This window comes from Stenotrophomonas testudinis (assembly GCF_024499815.1).
Lineage (GTDB): Bacteria > Pseudomonadota > Gammaproteobacteria > Xanthomonadales > Xanthomonadaceae > Stenotrophomonas.
Genome location: NZ_JAMOKY010000026.1, coordinates 18,696 through 35,134 on the forward strand (window position 1 = coordinate 18,696; position 16,439 = coordinate 35,134).

11 protein-coding genes and 1 tRNA gene are annotated in these 16,439 nt (G+C 67.4%); 5 read left to right on the forward strand and 7 right to left on the reverse strand.

The features are described 5' to 3' along the window. Nucleotides 1-95: 95 nt before the first annotated feature. Genes nagA through NQ204_RS13875 form a run of 5 tightly spaced genes read right to left on the reverse strand, consistent with a single transcriptional unit; the run spans nt 96 to nt 5,465 of the window. Nucleotides 96-1,208 carry an N-acetylglucosamine-6-phosphate deacetylase gene (nagA, locus tag NQ204_RS13855; protein ID WP_116862496.1) on the reverse strand — a complete coding sequence of 371 codons (1,113 nt, stop codon included), beginning with the start codon at nt 1,206-1,208 and terminating at the stop codon, nt 96-98. Then, on the reverse strand, nt 1,205-1,981 hold the full coding sequence (locus NQ204_RS13860) for a DeoR family transcriptional regulator (RefSeq protein WP_116862563.1): 777 nt from the start codon (nt 1,979-1,981) through the stop codon (nt 1,205-1,207). Before NQ204_RS13860 ends, nagA begins: the two co-directional genes overlap by 4 nt. A gap of 34 nt (nt 1,982-2,015) precedes the next feature. Next, nucleotides 2,016-3,350 carry a D-tagatose-bisphosphate aldolase, class II, non-catalytic subunit gene (locus NQ204_RS13865; RefSeq protein WP_256644178.1) on the reverse strand — a complete coding sequence of 445 codons (1,335 nt, stop codon included), beginning with the start codon at nt 3,348-3,350 and terminating at the stop codon, nt 2,016-2,018. Nucleotides 3,351-3,367: 17 nt separating this feature from the next. Further along, on the reverse strand, nt 3,368-4,306 hold the full coding sequence (locus NQ204_RS13870) for an ROK family protein (protein ID WP_256644179.1): 939 nt from the start codon (nt 4,304-4,306) through the stop codon (nt 3,368-3,370). Continuing rightward, the gene (locus NQ204_RS13875) at nt 4,299-5,465 is read right to left on the reverse strand and encodes an SIS domain-containing protein (protein WP_116862499.1); all 1,167 of its coding nucleotides are present in this window, start codon (nt 5,463-5,465) and stop codon (nt 4,299-4,301) included. Before NQ204_RS13875 ends, NQ204_RS13870 begins: the two co-directional genes overlap by 8 nt. Nucleotides 5,466-5,788: 323 nt before the next feature. Here NQ204_RS13875 and NQ204_RS13880 point away from each other — a divergent pair, with 323 nt between their 5' ends. The 5 genes from NQ204_RS13880 (at nt 5,789) to NQ204_RS13900 (ending at nt 14,902) form a co-directional block, all read left to right on the forward strand. Next, on the forward strand, nt 5,789-9,148 hold the full coding sequence (locus NQ204_RS13880) for a TIM-barrel domain-containing protein (RefSeq protein ID WP_256644180.1): 3,360 nt from the start codon (nt 5,789-5,791) through the stop codon (nt 9,146-9,148). A gap of 131 nt (nt 9,149-9,279) precedes the next feature. Further along, nucleotides 9,280-12,255: a TonB-dependent receptor domain-containing protein gene (locus NQ204_RS13885; protein ID WP_256644181.1), complete on the forward strand. Its 2,976-nt coding sequence runs from the start codon at nt 9,280-9,282 to the stop codon at nt 12,253-12,255. 65 nt (nt 12,256-12,320) lie between these two features. Further along, entirely contained in the window at nt 12,321-13,676 is a 1,356-nt protein-coding gene (locus NQ204_RS13890; RefSeq protein WP_256644182.1) for a Gfo/Idh/MocA family protein, read from the forward strand. 165 nt (nt 13,677-13,841) lie between these two features. Beyond that, entirely contained in the window at nt 13,842-14,546 is a 705-nt protein-coding gene (locus NQ204_RS13895) for a DKNYY domain-containing protein (protein WP_256644183.1), read from the forward strand. Nucleotides 14,547-14,566: 20 nt separating this feature from the next. Continuing rightward, nucleotides 14,567-14,902, forward strand: coding sequence for a hypothetical protein (locus tag NQ204_RS13900; RefSeq protein ID WP_256644184.1), 336 nt, complete (start codon nt 14,567-14,569; stop codon nt 14,900-14,902). Between the two features lie 119 nt (nt 14,903-15,021). Here the strand turns inward: NQ204_RS13900 and NQ204_RS13905 are convergent. Together NQ204_RS13905 and NQ204_RS13910 are read right to left on the reverse strand one after the other, a co-directional pair. Further along, nucleotides 15,022-15,098, reverse strand: a tRNA-Arg gene (locus NQ204_RS13905). Between the two features lie 129 nt (nt 15,099-15,227). After that, nucleotides 15,228-16,394: a nucleotide sugar dehydrogenase gene (locus NQ204_RS13910; RefSeq protein WP_256644185.1), complete on the reverse strand. Its 1,167-nt coding sequence runs from the start codon at nt 16,392-16,394 to the stop codon at nt 15,228-15,230. Nucleotides 16,395-16,439: the final 45 nt, after the last annotated feature.

The window sequence follows — 16,439 nt, forward strand, 5'->3', positions numbered from 1 at the left end:
CCTGTGCGGCGTTTCGGTGCGGATTGCTTTCTGTAGAGTCGAGCCATGCTCGACTGCTTTGCCGCGCCATGCGGTCAGTCGAGCATGGCTCGACTCTACAAATCGATTAGCCGCCCGCCGACGACCACCTGCTGCAGGCGCAGTCCGGCGTCCAGCACCACCAGGTCGGCACGGGCGTCGGGCGCGATGCGGCCGCGATCCTCCAGGCCAAGGTAGGCGGCAGGGAAGGTGGAGACACGTTGCGAGGCATCGGCCAGGTCCAGGCCCACCTGCACCAGATTGCGCAGTGCCTGGTCCATGGTCAGCGCACTGCCGGCCAGCGAGCCGGTGGCCAGGCGCACGCAGCCGCCGCACTTGTGCACGCGCTGTTCGCCCAGCGCGTACTCGCCATCGGGCATGCCGGTAGCGGCCGTGGCGTCGGTCACCGCGTACAGGCGCGGAATCGCGCGCGCGGCCAGCCGGATCACGCCGGGGTGGATGTGCTGCAGGTCGGGAATGATCTCGGCGTACTGGGCATGCGCCAGCGCGGCGGCGGCAATGCCCGGACGGTAGTGGTCGACGCCGGTCATGCCGTTGAACAGATGGGTGAAGCCCGAAGCACCGGCCTGCAGCGCGGCGACGCCTTCCTCGTAGGTACCGGCACTGTGGCCCAGCTGCACGCGGATGCCCATCGCTGCCAGCGCAGGAATCAGCGCGGTGTGCTCGCCGATTTCCGGCGCCAGGGTCATTACCCGGATCGGTGCCAGTGCATGCAGCTGCTGCACCCGTGCCAGCGTCGCCTCGATCGTGCGGTTGGGCTGCGCGCCCAGCCGCTGCGGGCTGATGAAGGGGCCTTCCAGGTGCACGCCGGCGATGCTGGCCGCCTCGGCATCGGGGGATGCCATCGTCGCGGCCACGCCCTGCAGGGCATGCTCGATCTCGTCCAGGCCGGCGGTCATGGTGGTCGCCAGCAGGGTGGTGGTGCCGAAGCGCAGGTGGGTGCGGGCGATGGTGCGGGCCACGTCGCCGCCCTGCATCAGGTCCACGCCGGCCGCGCCGTGCACGTGCAGGTCGATGAAGCCAGGCAGGATCACCGGCAGCTGCAGGTCATCGGCGCCGCTGTGGTCATCCACCTGCAGCTGGCGGATGTGCGAATCGAACTGGACGTGGCCACGGCGCCAGCCCAGCGGAGTCAGGATGCGGCCGTGCAGGCGGCGGGTGTCGGTCATGGCGGTGTCTCGGCGATGATCACTTCGGTGCCCAGCCGCTGCAGCCCCTCGCGGGTGGCATCGTCGATGCCGGCGTCGGTGATGATGGCGTGGATCTGGTCCAGCAGCGCGATGCGGTGCAGGCTGACGCGGCCGAACTTGGAGGCGTCGGTGAGCACCACGATGCGGCGCGCGCGCTCGACCATGCGGTGGTTGAGCCGGGCTTCGGCTTCATCGTGGGTGGTCAGGCCGAACTGCAGGTCCAGGCCATCCACGCCCAGGAACAGGGTGTCGAAGCTGTAGGAGTTGAGGCTGGCCTCGGCCTGGCTGCCCTGCAGCGACAGCGACTGCTGGCGCAGCAGGCCGCCGGTCAGCAGCACGGTGATGCCCGGCGCGTTGGCCAGTTCCCAGGCGATGTTCAGGCCGTTGGTCATCACCGTCACGTCGCGATGGCCGCGCAGGTGGCGGGCCAGGGTCATCGTGGTCGAGCCGGAGTCGATGATGATGTTGTCGCCGGCCTGCACCAGCCGCGCCGCGGCGGTGCCGATGGACTCCTTCAGCGGCAGGTTCAGCGCATCCTTTTCGTGGATGTCCTGTTCCTGCGGCGGCGTGCGCACCAGAGTGGCGCCACCGTGGGTACGGGTGGCCAGGCCCTGCGACTCGAAGTGGGTGAGATCGGCACGGATGGTCACCGCCGACACGCCGAAGCGCTCGACCAGATCGGCCACCTGCACCGAGCCATGCTCGATCAGCAGCTGCAGGATCTGTTGCCGGCGGGAGCGGGTGTTGCGCATGGCCATCTCTCGGTTTCGTCAGGAAAGGTAGAGATTAGCCGTTCGCAAGAACGGAGGCAGCCGAACTTGCGTTCTGCCTGCGGCTGGCGGCCCGGTTGGCGCTGCAGGCGCGGGCATATTCGCCCAGGCACTGGCCGATGCGGTGCTGCGCCAGCGCGCTGGGGGTATTGGCCAGGGTGCCTTCGCGCACGGCGCGGTACTGCTCGGGCAGGTACTGGCTGAGCAGCACCAGCGGGGGCGCCTGCTGTTCCAGGTTGGCGAACAGGGTCTGCACCGCCTGCAGCAATGCCGGTTCGCCCCAGTAGTAGCGGCAGCGGTCGCTGAAGGAGAAGCGGCGCAGCAGGCGCAGCTCGGCCTCGTCGCCCTGGTAATACGGATGCCAGTACTTCGGCTGCGCCTGCATCACCTCGTCCAGCACCTGCGGCAGGCGCGAGCATTGCGCGTCCGGCAGCAGTTCGGCTTCGATGGCGGCCAGCGCGAACAGCGCCTCGCGGTAGGCGAACGTCGCCGCCGGGCCTACCTTGAGGATCGCGAAGTGGTCGCGCACCAGTGCGTGCAGGCCGCTCTCGCGCTGGTAATCGGTGGAATGCGCTTCGAACACGATGCGCGGCTGCTGTTCGAGGAAATCCGCGAGCGCACTGGCGGCCGCCGGGTCGTACTCGTGCACGCTGCTGTGGTCGAAATCCACGCCTGGCTGCACCACCATCGCGATCACGCGCTGCCAGGCATCGCGCAGCTGCGGCGTATCGAAGGCCTGCTGGTGGATGGCCAGGGTCTGCGCGGCGGCGGCCGGCGTGGTCACCTGCAGGCCACCGGCCAGCGAGGCTTCGCCACCGGGCACCGGCACTTCGGTGCCGATGACATAGACCGGCGGCGGCAGGCCGTGTTCGGTGGCGGTGCGCTCGGCGATCTCGGCCAGCTCGGCCGAGCGCGCGGCAACGATGGCATCGGGCAGCGGCACCGGGTCATCGGCGCAGGACATGCTGCAGTCCAGGTGGATCTTGTGGAAGCCCGCGGCCACATAGGCCTCGATCAGCACGCGCGCGTGGGTCATCGCTTCGGCGGCCGGGCGCTTCTGCCAGGCATTCGGGCCCAGGTGGTCACCGCCGAGGATCAGCCGCTCGCGCGGGAACCCCTCTTCATCGGCCAGCGCGCCGACGTAATCGCGGTACTGCGGCGGGGTCATGCCGGTGTAGCCGCCGAACTGGTCGACCTGGTTGGAGGTCGCCTCGATCAACAGCACGGTGCCGTGCGCCAGTGCCACGTGCATGGCCGCGCGCAGCACCTGTTCGTTGCTGCAGCAGACGCTGTACAGGCCGACGTTGGCACCGGCGCGGTGGGAGGCAAGCAGGGTCTGCAGCGGGGACATGGTCAGGCTCCGGTCAATCAGGAAAACGAGGGTTGGCAGGCGAGCAGGGCGGCACCGCGGGCACCGCCGGCATCGCCGAAGCGCGGCGGCACGATGGGCGGCACCTGCGCGCCGTTGAACAGATGCGCGGCAACGGCGGCGGGCAGCAGCTGGTACAGCGGCGCGTACTGCGAAAGGCCGCCACCGAGCACGATGACGTGCGGGTCCAGCGCCAGCACCAGTGCGGCCAGGCTGTGGCCGAGCAAGTCGCGGTGGATGTCCAGCGCCTGGCGGGCACGCACGTCGCCGGCCTCGGCCAAGGTGATCACTGCGCTGGCGTCGCGCGCGCTGCCGCCCAGGTGGCGTTCGATCATCGCCACGCCGCTGCCGGACACGTAGCGCTCCACGCAGCCCCGCAGGCCGCAGCCACAGTCCAGCAGGGGCAGGCCGTGGCGCTGCAGCAGGTGGCCAGGCACGCTCCAGTGGCCCCACTCGCCGGCCAGGCCGTTGAAGCCGGTCAGCAGACGGCCCTGCAGGCAGAAGCCACCACCGGCACCGGTACCGAGGATGGCGCCGAACATGCTGGGGTAGCCGTCGGCAGCACCACCGTGCGCCTCGGACAACGCGAAGCACTGCAGGTCGTTGCCGAAGTGCAGCGGACGCTGCAGGCGGGCCTGCAGGTCCTGCGCCACGCACTGGCCGGTCAATGCAGGCACGTTCGCGCTCAACTGCCGGCCACTGCGGCGGTCGCGCACGCCGGGCAGGGCGATGCCGATGGCGGCGTCACTGCGGCCCAGCGTGGCATCGGCCTCGGCCACCAGCGCGACCACCGCCTGCAGGAAGCCGGCGTAGTCGCCCTGCGGCGTGGCCACGCGGCGGCGCCAGGTGACCTGCATCGCCGCATCGCACGCCACCAGCTCGATCTTGGTGCCGCCGATGTCGATGCCGTAGCAGGCGTGGGCGATCAGCTCAGCCATGGTGGATGGTGACGCCTTGGACGACGCGGTTGACGGTGCCGTCCGGGAACGGATTGTCCGGGGTCAGGCCCAGCGCAGCCGAACGCTGCAGCGCGAACAGCTGGGCAAAGCCGAGCCACACCGGCGCCAGCCACGGGTCGTCGAGCGCCGGTTCAAGCACGGGCACGCTGAGGGTATGGTCATCCTCGGCGCCGATATCCGCATGCGGGCCGATCGCCAGCACCTGGCCGGCCACGCCGTCGCGGCGCAGTTCTTCCAGCAGGTCCTGTTCGTAGCGGCGTGCCAGCGGCTGCACGCTGCGCAGCACGACCACCAGGGTGTCGCCGTCCAGCGTGGACTTGGGGCCGTGGCGGAAGCCGAGCGGGGTATTCGCAAGGGCCAGCACGCGACCGGCGGTCAGCTCCAGGACCTTCAGCGCGCACTCGCGGGCCAGCGCTTCCAGCGGACCGCTGGCCAGGTAGATCACCCGGTTGAACGGGCGCTGCGCGAGAGCCGCGACCGGTGCATCCCACTGTGCCAGGCCTTCGCGGTCGAGCGCGGCGATCTGCTTCAGGCGCGCGACGCGTGACTCCCACGGCGAGCGGTCGAACACGGTCAGCGCGGCCAGCAGCATGCAGGTCAGGCTGCTGGTCATGGCGAATGCACGATCGCAGCTGGCCGAGGGCATCAGCAAGGTGCAGGTATCGCTGCGGCCGGCACCGCGGCGGGCCAGTTCGCCATCGGCGTTGCAGGTGATGTCGAGGAAGCGGGCATCGGCCACGTCGCTGCGCACGCGGTCGACCGCGGCCACGCTTTCCGGGCTGGAACCGCTGCGGCCGAACGACACCAGGAGGGTGGGGCGGTCGCGCTGCAGGTACAGCGCCGGGTGGGTCAGCAGGCTGGTGGTATGCACCACGCGCACCTCGGCCGGCCACTGCGCGTTGATCGCATCGGCCACCATCTCGGCGATGAAGCCGGAGCTGCCGGCGCCGGTGAACAGCACGCGCTGGTTGGGGTCGTTCAGGCTGTCGCCGAGGAAGGCCTGCAGGCGGTCGCGGGCACGCGACAGGTCCTGCGCAAGGGCTTCCCACAGCGCCGGCTGCTGGGCGATTTCGGTAGCGGTATCGGCTCCGCCGCGGCGCTGCCAGGCGGACACATCGGAAAGCAGGGTGACGTCCATTCGGAGGTTCCAGTTGGGCCAGCGCACCATCTGCGTTTTCTTTCGAAATGTCAAACATCGAAAGCAAAAAGAAAGAAGCGGATTGGCCTGGCGTATCCGGGATGAGGCCGATCGCGAAACGCAAGAATCGGCCGGATGCCGTATCGCACAATGCTTAACAGGGGGTTGCAAGCGCTTACACAAAGTATTGCGGCGCACCAACTTTCGTTTCTATCAAATATATCTTCCTTTTTCCTTTCAGTTTATTGACATCTTTCGAATCACTGCCCTAGAGTCGGCCGCAACTGCTTTCGAAACGCCCGGTGAACGGGTTGGGAGTTCGTGTGGAGAACCGCATTCGTCGCTCGCAGCTGCTGCTGGCCCTGCTGCCGGCATTGATGCTGGCAGCGACATCGGCCCAGGCCGAGCCGGTCGGCAACCTGCGTTCGGTCAGCGCCAGTGACAGCCGTGACGGCGTGCACGGCTGGGATCTGCAGACCGACAGCGGCGCGCGCATCCGCATCGAACTGCCGGCCGCGGACATCATCCGCGTGCAGGCTGGCCGCAAGGGCACCCTGACCGGCGCCGGTGACAAGGCCGCGCCGATCGTGCTGCCGCAGCCCAAGGCCAACGTGCAGGCGCAGCTGGAAGAAGACGCACAGGAGATCCGCGTGCGCACCGACGCACTGGTGCTGCACGTGCAGCGGCAACCGCTGCGCCTGCGCCTGGAACGCCTGGACAACGGCCAGCCGACCGCGCTGTGGCAGGAACTGCAGCCGCTGGACCTGGATGCCGCGCAGAGCGTGCAGGTGCTCTCTTCGCAGGCCGACGAAGGCTACTTCGGTGGCGGCCAGCAGAACGGCCGTTACCAGTTCAAAGGCCGCGAACTGGAAGTGTCCTACTCCGGCGGCTGGGAAGAAGGTGATCGCCCGAGCCCGGCGCCGATGCTGCTCAGCAGCCGTGGCTGGGGCATGCTGCGCAACACCTGGAGCGATGGCAGCTACGACCTGCGCCAGGCCGACCAGGCCACCCTGCTGCACCGCGAAGACCGCTTCGATGCCTATTACTTCGTCGGTGCCGACCTGCCGAAGCTGATCGAACGCTATACCCAGCTGACCGGCCGCCCGAACATGGTCGCGCGCTGGGCGCTCTCCTACGGCGATGCCGATTGCTACAACGATGGCGACAACAGCAAAAAGCCCGGCACCGTGCCCGAAGGCTGGAGCGACGGCCCGACCGGCACCACGCCGGATGTGATCGACAGCGTGGCCAAGCAGTACCGCGAACATGACATGCCCGGTGGCTGGATCCTGCCCAACGATGGCTACGGCTGCGGCTACCAGAAGCTGCCGGAGACGGTGCAGGGGCTGGCGAAGTACGGCTTCCGCACCGGCCTGTGGACCGAGAACGGCGTCGACAAGATCGCCTGGGAAGTGGGCAAGGCCGGCACCCGCGTGCAGAAGCTGGACGTGGCCTGGACCGGCAAGGGCTACCAGTTCGCGATGGATGCCAACCGCCAGGCCTTCAACGGCATCCTCGACAATTCCGACTCGCGCCCGTTCCTGTGGACGGTGATGGGCTGGGCCGGCATCCAGCGCTATGCCGTGGCCTGGACCGGCGACCAGAGCAGCAGTTGGGATTACATCCGCTGGCACGTGCCGACCCTGGTCGGTTCGGGCCTGTCCGGCATGGCCTACGCCAGCGGCGACGTCGATGCGATCTTCGGTGGCAGCGCAGAAACCTTCACCCGCGACCTGCAGTGGAAGGCGTTCACTCCGGTGCTGATGGGCATGAGCGGCTGGTCGTCGAACGCGCGCAAGCATCCGTGGTGGTTCGACGAGCCCTACCGCAGCATCAACCGCGATTACCTGAAGTTGAAGATGCGCCTGACCCCGTACATGTACGGGCTGGTGCACGAGGCCGCGCAGACCGGCGCGCCGCCGGTGCGTGGCCTGATGTGGGACAACCCGCGCGATCCGCATGCGCAGGATGAAACCTACAAGTACCAGTTCCTGCTCGGCCGCGACCTGCTGGTTGCGCCGGTGTACCGCAGCCAGGCGGCCAGCCGTGGCTGGCGCCGCGACATCCATCTTCCCGCCGGTGGCTGGATCGATTACTGGGATGGCCGACGCGTGCAGGCCGGTACCGAGGGTCGCCAGCTCGACCGCCAGGTGGATCTGGCCACGCTGCCGGTGTTCGTGCGTGCCGGCGCCATCCTGCCGATGTATCCGTCGATGCTGTTCGACGGCGAAAAGGCGCTCGATGAAGTGACCTTCGACCTGTACCCGCAGGGCGATGCGCAGTACACGCTGTACGAAGATGACGGCACTACGCGCCGCTACCAGAAGGGCGAGTCGAGCACGCAGGTGGTGCGCGTGCAGGCCCCGGCGCAGGGCAGTGGCCCGGTGCAGGTGCAGATCGACGCGGTGCAGGGCAGCTACAACGGCCAGCTGGCGCAGCGCCGCTACGGCCTGCGGGTGCTCAGCCGGCAGGCGCCGCGCGCGGTGCAGGCCGCTGGTCGCGCGCTGCCGGCGCTGGCCGATGCGGCCGCGTTCAACAACGGCAGCGAGGGCTGGTTCTTCGATGCCAAGGATCGCCGCGGCACGCTGCATGTGCGCACCGCCACGCAGGACATCCGCCAGCCGCTGCAGCTGCAGCTGGACTTCGCCGTCGCCGCTGCGGCCGGCGATGATGCCTTCCCGGCCGCACCGGTGCTGGGCCGCGAACTGCCGGCCGACAGCCTGCTGGTGGTCAACCGCCCGGCGGAAGAACCGGGCCACGCGCTGGAAAACGCCTTCGACGATGATCCCAACACCTGGTTCCGCAGCGTGCGCAACCAGGCCGTGCGTACCGGCGCGCACGAGTGGGTGGTCGGCTTCGGCGAGCGGAAGATGATCGACGGCATCGACATCGCCCCGCGCAACGACAAGAACTGGAAGCACGGCCAGGTCCGCGACTACGAGGTCTACCTGGGTGACAGCAATGGCGAGTGGGGCGAACCCATCGCGCGTGGCCGCCTGCAGTTGAAGGAAGGCGTGCAGCGCATCGACTTCCCGGCCCATGCCGGCCGCCTGCTGCGCTTCCGCGTGCTGAGCGTGCAGAACCCCGAAGGCGACGGCGCCAGCAGCACCGATCCGATGGTTACCGCCGCACAGGGCAGCGCCCGCGCCTTCGATGCTCTGCAGCCGCGCGATGTCGGTCCGATCGCGCTGGCCACCTTCCACATCCTCGAACACCAGGAACCGGAGCGACCGGCCCGGCAGCAGTATCTCTCCGAGCTGCCGGTGCCGGCCGCGCTGGCCAGCCAGGTCCGCGCCGACCAGTCCTTCCGGGGCGACGCCGGCCTGCGCATGAACGGCCTGCAGTTCCGCCGGGGCCTGGGCGTCGGTGGCAACAGCCGCCTCGACCTGCGCCTGCAGGGCGGCTGGAACCTGCTGCGCGCCGATCTCGGCATCGACGATGCCTGCCGCACCGCCGGGGGCCTGCAGTTCCAGGTCTGGGGCGATGGCCGCCTGCTGTACGACAGCGGCCTGGTGAAGGCACCCGGCGTGGTCAAGCCGGAACTGGACATCCGTGGTCTTTCCACCCTGAGCCTGCGCACGCTGGGTGCGCAGGGCAGCCAACCCGCCCAGGTCTGCGCCAACTGGGCCAACGCCGTGCTGATCGGCCAGGAGGGCGACTCCGCCAGCATCGTCGCCCCATGACCCCCACGTAACACCGCTCCTCCCCCGCCCATTCCGACTACGGCTCCAGAGCCGTGGCCCGGGAGCGTTTTGCCCGCCAATCGCTTTCGCGCCGCCCACCCGCCGCGCACCCCTGCCAGGAGAGAACCCCGATGTTGCCCGCACGCCACCCCCGTCCGCCCTGTCGTTCCTTCGCCCCGCTGTCGCTGGCCATCGCCGGCGTGCTGCTGTCGATCGCCCTGCCTGCTGCCGCCCAGGACAGCAAGGACACCGCCACCGACCTGGCCCGCATCGAGGTCACCGGCTCCAACATCCGCCGCACTGACGTCGAAACCGCATCGCCGGTGCAGGTGATCAGCAAGCAGGACATCCAGAACATGGGTGCGCGCACGCTGCTGCAGGTGCTGGACAACCTACCGGCCGCGCGACCCGCGCAGCAGGATTCGCGCTCGCTGTTCACCGGTTCGGACGGCGCCTCGCAGGCCAACCTGCGTGGGCTGGGCGCGCAGGGCACGCTGGTGCTGCTGAACGGCCGCCGCCTGTCGTACTACGGCGCACCGGCGGGCTTCCAGACCCAGTTCGTCAACATCGATGCCATTCCCGCCGCCGCCATCGAACGCATGGAAGTGCTGACCGACGGCGCCTCGGCGGTGTACGGCACTGATGCGGTGGCCGGCGTCATCAACGTGATCACCAAGCGCAATTTCCAGGGCGCGGAGATCAACTTCACCAACGACACCTCCTCGCGCATCGATTCCTACGGCGAGCGCCAGGCCAGCATCACCGCCGGCTTCGGCGATCTGACCGAGAACCGCTTCAACGTCTATGGCGCGGTGAACATGTACCGCCGCGACGCGATTCCGCTCAGCGATTTCTACGACAAGCGGCCCAGCCAGTACTACGTCAACAACCCCAATTACCTCAGCGGCCTGCGCCTGGGCGTGGGCAGCAAGCCTGGCGAGTTCAATCCGGGCACCTACTTCGCCTTCGATCCGGTCACCGGCCGCCGCGTGCAGGAAGCCGCACCGGGCTGCCAGAACGTGCTGCAGGGCCAGGCCGCCGGCCCCAGCTGTGTCTGGGAAACGTGGATGAACAACGAGATCGATGCCGGCGCCAAGTCCGAGCGCAATACCGCCTACCTCAACGGCACCTTCCTGGTGGGCGACAACACCGAGATCTTCGCTGAGGCCACCTACACCGACATCGACCTGCGCGCCAACGGCGGCACGCCGCGCACCTACGGCACCACTACCGGCAACCCCAGCAGCTGGTTCTCGCGTGATACCGGCACCTCGGTCAACCAGTTCCTGTACCCGTACCTGGGCCCGAACAACGAGTACAACCACGCCAGTCCTGAATTGAAGGCGCTGATGGGCGGCGTGGTGGGCCTGCAGTACCTGCTGCAGGATGCCGGGCCGAACTACTTCGGCCAGCGCAACACCGACGAGAGCTACCGCGTGGTGACCGGCGCGCGCGGCAACGTCGGCGACTGGAACTGGGAAACCGCGTTTGCCACCGCAGGTTCGCATTCCACCACCTACCAGACCATCAACGTCAACCTGAAGGGCTTCGAGAAGGCCTTTGGGCCGTACTCGATCGACCCGGGTACCGGCCGGGTCATCATCTCCGACCACCCGGCGTACACGTTCGGCGAGATCAGCGAGGCCAACGCCGCGCTGATCCGCGAGGCCTTCCCGACCTTCGACATCCAGTCCTGGACGCGCCTGCACACCCTCGACGGCAAGATCGAAGGCCCATTGTTCCAGCTGCCTGCCGGTGAGATGCGCGCGGCGTTCGGCTTCAACGCCAGCCGCGAAACCTTCTACACCCCGGGCAATGCCGATGCTGCCGCTGGCCTGATCACCCAGCAGGGTGGTTCGTGGTTCGACGGCGCGCGCAACACCTATGCGCTGTTCGCCGAAACGGTGGCGCCGATCACCGACAAGCTGGAACTGGACGCGGCGCTGCGCGTGGACAAGTACCCGAACTTCAGCGCCAATGCCGCACCGAAGATCGGCTTCAAGTACCAGGCCTTCGACCAGCTGATGCTGCGCGGTACCTATTCCACCGGCTTCCGCGCGCCCAGCCTGGCCGAGTCGGGCAGCGGTGGCGTATTCGCCCAGCTGGGTGGCTACCGCGATGAGGTGCGCTGCGCCGAGACCAACGCCATCGCCGACCTGCTGCGGCAGTCGCAGCGTGCCGGTGACGTGGACCTGGGCAAGAGCCTGGCCAACGTCGACTGCAGCCGCACCGTCGCCCGCATGACCCAGCCCAACCAGGACCTGAAGCCGGAGAAGGCCAAGATCGCCACCCTGGGCTTCGTCTACGAGCCGGCCAGCTGGCTGTCGGTGTCGGCCGATTACTGGTTCATCTACCGCAACAACGAAATCGTCGCCCCGGATTTCAGCCGCGACACGGACATCATCTCTTCCACTCGTTCGCCGATCACCGACGCCGACCGCGCCAACCTCGCCCAGCTGGCAGCGATGTGCGCCGACCCGGCCAGCGGCGTGAGCTGCCCCTCGGTGCTGCCCGGTTACAGCGTGGGCAACGTGGCCAGCGTGGTGGGCCAGTACAAGAACCGCGGCAAGACCCTGGTCGACGGCTTCGACATCGATGCACGCAGCCGCTTCTCGCTGGGTGAATGGGGCGGGCTGAACGTCGGCCTGGCCGCCACCATCGCCAACCGCAACCGCTACTACATGGATGATGAAAGCGGCTGGTACTACGGCGACGTGGTGGGCTACTACAACAACCCCCGCCTGCGGGCCACGCTCAACGCCGACTGGACCTACAAGCAGGTGACCACCAGCATGTTTGTCAACTACGTGGGCGGCACCAGGTGGGCGCGCGACCGCGTGGACGAAGTGGACAACAACAAGGACACCTGCACCGCCGGCTTCCTGGCCCTGGAGGCCAGCAAGTGCGACGGCGCACCGTCGTGGTGGACCGCCAACCTGAGCGTCACCTGGCGCCCGGATGACGCCTGGAACCTCAGCTTCACGGTCAAGAACCTGTTCGATCGCCTGCCGTTCTACGATCCGAACAGCTTCCTGGGCGATTCCAGCGACTACGCCACCATCTTCGGCCGCGGCTACAGTGTGACCGTCGGCTACCGGTTCAAGTAATTCCGTGCGTGTGACCCTGGTGCGCCGGTCGTGGCCGGCGCACCTTCAAGAGGAGAGTGTTTGCCATGAAGCGTAGGGAATTCATCGCGGCCAGTGCCGCCGTCGCCGCCAGCAGCCTGCTGCCGCAGACCCCCGCCTGGGCGGCAGGGCGCAAGGTGCGCCTGGCCCTCATCGGTACCGGCATGCGCGGCCTGGTGCTGCTGAAGGAGCTGGTGCGCCGGGACGATGTAGAGGTGGTCGCGCTGTGCGACATCGAGCCGATCATGCTGGGCCGCGCCGTGGACATGGTGGCCAAGGCCGGCAAGCCCGCGCCGAAGACCTACGGCCAGGACCGCGACACCCACGCGTGGAAGCGCCTGCTGGAACAGAAGGGCATCGATGGCGTGATCATCGCTACGCCGTGGGAGTACCACGCACCGATGGCGATCGCCGCGATGCAGGCCGGCGTGGCCGTGGGCTGCGAAGTGGTGGCCGGCATCACCCTGCAGGACCACTGGGATGTGCTGAAGACTCAGCTCAGCACCGGCACCCCGTACATGCTGCTGGAAAACGTCTGCTACCGCCGCGACGTGATGGCCGCGCTGCAGATGGTGCGGCAGGGCCTGTTCGGCGAGCTGGTGCACCTGCAGGCGGGCTACCAGCACGACCTGCGTGGAGTGAAGTTCAACTCCGGCGACCCCAACCAGCCCTACGACAGCGGCGTGGAGTTCGGCCCGAAGGGCTGGAGCGAAGCGCGCTGGCGCACCGAGCATTCGGTGCAGCGCAATGGCGAGCTGTACCCCAGCCATGGCATCGGCCCGTGCGCGATGTACACCGGCATCAACCGCGGCAACCGCTTCACCCACATCAACGCGTTCGCCAGCAAGGCGCGCGGTCTGCACGACTACACCGTGGCCAAGAGTGGCGGCACCACGCATCCCAGCACCAAGGTGAAGTTCAAGCTGGGTGACATCGTCACCACTATGCTGGCCTGCGAGAACGGCGAGACCATCCTGCTGCAGCACGACACCTCGCTGCCACGCCCTTACTCGATGGGCTTCCGCGTGCAGGGCACCAAGGGCCTGTGGATGGACGTGAACCATTCGATCCACATCGAAGGCCGCAGCCCGCCGCATCAGTGGGAAGCGTTCAAGACCTACCAGGACCAGTACGAACACCCGCTGTGGAAGCAGAACGCCGACACCGCGGCCAGCGCCGGCCACGGTGGCATGGACTGGTTCGTCATCCACGCCTTCGTGGAAGCGCTGAAGGCCAAGGCGCCGATGCCGATCGACATCTATGACGCCGTGACCTGGAGCGCGATCACGCCGCTGTCCGAGCAGTCGATTGCCAATAGCTTCCAGACCTTGGAATTCCCGGATTTCACCGCCGGCGCGTGGAAGCAGCGCAAGCCGATCTTCGCTTTCGACGGCAAGTACTGACCGGCTTTTTTAGAGTCGAGCCATGCTCGACTGCTTTCAATGCAACGCCGGGCCATGCCCGGCGTTGCTGGCGGATCCCCTGTGGAGCCGAGCCCACGCTCGGCTGCTGTCCTCGCCGCCTCCATTACACTACGGGCCAACCCAAGGACGGCGGGATCCCAACCCATGGCATGGCAGAAGATCATCGACCTGCCGGACCAGCATTTCATCGGTCCGTATGGCATCGAGTACTGGCGCGTGCACGACAGCCAGGTCTTCCACCAGGGGCGGCCGCTGCGCAAAGCCGACGCCGCGAGCTTCGAGTTCATGCCGGCGCACCACTTCATCGGCCGCGATGCACACGCGGTCTACCACGCGTGGAGCCGCCTGCCCGCCATTGACCGCGACAGCTTCCGCCAGTGCGGCGCGTACTGGTTGGATGACCGCGCCGTCTACTTCGAATACGAGACCTCGCTGAAAGCGCTGCCCGGGGCGGAGTGCACGACGTTCCGTGATCTCGGCGGCGGCTATGGCGCCGATGACGAGGGTGGCTGGTACTGCGGCCGGCGGATGAAGCACTGCCTGCGTGGTGACCTGCTGCAGGGCGTGCCGCAGGAGTCGCTGTACGCCTTCGATGACAGCAACGTCTACTGCGACGGGAAGCCGCTGCCCGGGGTGGATCGTGCGCGCTGGCGGCTGCTGGGCGGGTACTTCTCGGGTGATGGCAGCCGGGTCTACTACCTGGAGCGGAAGCTGCCGAGGGTGGATGCGGCCACGTGGCGCTGGCTGGAGGGGAGTTGGTCGCGGGATGCCACGCAGTTGTTCAGCATGCATCTGGTGGAGAGGGATGCCGGGGTGCGGGCGCTGCATGGGTTGGCCGCAGCACCCTGAAAGACAGGAGACGAGACCCGATGGTGGAAGGACGGAACGTGGTGGAACTCCGGGCCGATAGCGTGGTGTTCTACTCCAGGCAGGATGAGGCGAGCCTCTTCGCGAGGCTGCAGGAGCTGCCCTGCGTGGTCGACGTTGCCGGGATGGGGCGGACTCTCCATATCCAAGTGGATCGCCAGCGGGTGGATGACGAGGCGCTGAGGGAGCTCCTGGCGCTGTTCCATCGCTACGAGGTGGACATGCGGCAGTTGAAGGTGTTTGACGAGCGGCGCTTCGCACGCTGGTTCAGACGACGCCAGCGCTACTGGCACGACGCCGTGTTCGGGCAACAGGAGCGCGCCGGGATCGTCGAGTGAGGGGGGAGGGCGCCGCTCGACGCTTGGTGCTTCGGCCGGACACGGCGTCGCGCGGCCGATGCTGCAGGCCATGGTGCGTGTGGGGCCGGGGCTCCTGCGCTGATGAGGGCAGGGAAAGATGGCGCGCCCGGAGGGATTCGAACCCCCGACCAATGGCTTCGGAAGCCACTACTCTATCCGGCTGAGCTACGGGCGCGTTGTACGGCCACCACCGGTTATCCGGCGGTAGCGGGGGATTCTAGCGGACTCCGCGACAAAAATCTGCCCTGGCCGGCGGCGCCTGGCCCTGCCAAGGCGGGGCGCCGTCCGACTAGAGGCCTCGAAGTCAGTCGTTTCCGAACAGATCCCGGGTGTAGACCTTCTCTGAGACGTCCGAAATCTCCGGCGACAGCCGGTTGGCCAGGATCACGTCGCACTCTGCCTTGAAACGCTCCAGGTCATTGTTGACCCGGGAATTGTAGAAGTGCGGAACCTGCAGGACCGGCTCGTGGACGACCACCTCGATACCCTTGGCCTTGATGCGCTTCATCACGCCCTGGATGGCCGAGGCGCGGAAATTGTCCGAGCCGGATTTCATCACCAGGCGATAGATGCCGACCACCTTGGGCGAACGCTTGATCACCTCGTCGGCGATGAAATCCTTGCGGGTGCGGTTGGCTTCTACGATGGCGTGGATCAGGTTCTGCGGCACATCGCTGTAGTTGGCCAGCAACTGCTTCGTGTCCTTCGGCAGGCAGTAACCGCCATAGCCGAACGAAGGGTTGTTGTAATGGCTGCCGATGCGCGGATCCAGGCTCACGCCATCGATGATCTGGCGCGTGTCCAGCCCATGCGAGGCGGCGTAGGTGTCCAGCTCGTTGAAGTAGGCAACGCGCATGGCGAGGTAGGTATTGGCGAACAGCTTGATCGCCTCGGCCTCGGTGGAATCGGTGAACAGAGTCGTCACGTCCTTGCTCACCGCGCCTTCCTGCAGCAGCGCGGCAAACGTCTCTGCGCGCTCAGAACGTTCACCCACGATGATGCGGCTGGGGTGCAGGTTGTCGTACAGCGCCTTGCCTTCGCGCAGGAACTCGGGCGAGAAGATGATGTTGCCGGTGCCGAAGCGTTCGCGAAGCTCGTCCGTGCAGCCCACCGGGATGGTGGACTTGATGATCATCACGGCGTCGGGATTGATGGCCACGACATCGCGGACAACCGACTCCACCGACCCGGTATTGAAATAGTTGGTCTGTGGATCGTAATCCGTGGGCGTGGCGATGATCACGAACGCGGCGCCAGCGTAGGCATCCTTCGGATCCAGCGTCGCCCGGAGATTCAGGGACCGCTGCGCCAGATACTCCTCGATCTCACGATCTTCGATCGGAGCCTTGCGGGAATTGAGGAGCTGGACGCGGTCCGCGTCGATGTCGAGCGCGACCACCTCATGGTTCTGCGCAAACAGAACCGCATTGGAAAGGCCGACATAGCCGGTGCCGACGACGGCGATCTTCATCTGAATTCCTTTTGCAGCCAGCGAAGTCTTGGGGGAGACCGACCC

What these genes read in the sequence shown, in the direction of transcription:
- NQ204_RS13910 (WP_256644185.1), bottom strand. Translation starts at nt 16,394, where the DNA reads ATGAAGATCGCCGTCGTCGGCACCGGCTATGTCGGCCTTTCCAATGCG.
- nagA (WP_116862496.1), bottom strand. Translation starts at nt 1,208, where the DNA reads ATGACCGACACCCGCCGCCTGCACGGCCGCATCCTGACTCCGCTGGGC.
- NQ204_RS13890 (WP_256644182.1), top strand. Translation starts at nt 12,321, where the DNA reads ATGAAGCGTAGGGAATTCATCGCGGCCAGTGCCGCCGTCGCCGCCAGC.
- NQ204_RS13885 (WP_256644181.1), top strand. Translation starts at nt 9,280, where the DNA reads ATGTTGCCCGCACGCCACCCCCGTCCGCCCTGTCGTTCCTTCGCCCCG.
- NQ204_RS13860 (WP_116862563.1), bottom strand. Translation starts at nt 1,981, where the DNA reads ATGCGCAACACCCGCTCCCGCCGGCAACAGATCCTGCAGCTGCTGATC.
- NQ204_RS13875 (WP_116862499.1), bottom strand. Translation starts at nt 5,465, where the DNA reads ATGGACGTCACCCTGCTTTCCGATGTGTCCGCCTGGCAGCGCCGCGGC.
- NQ204_RS13865 (WP_256644178.1), bottom strand. Translation starts at nt 3,350, where the DNA reads ATGTCCCCGCTGCAGACCCTGCTTGCCTCCCACCGCGCCGGTGCCAAC.
- NQ204_RS13870 (WP_256644179.1), bottom strand. Translation starts at nt 4,306, where the DNA reads ATGGCTGAGCTGATCGCCCACGCCTGCTACGGCATCGACATCGGCGGC.
- NQ204_RS13895 (WP_256644183.1), top strand. Translation starts at nt 13,842, where the DNA reads ATGGCATGGCAGAAGATCATCGACCTGCCGGACCAGCATTTCATCGGT.
- NQ204_RS13900 (WP_256644184.1), top strand. Translation starts at nt 14,567, where the DNA reads ATGGTGGAAGGACGGAACGTGGTGGAACTCCGGGCCGATAGCGTGGTG.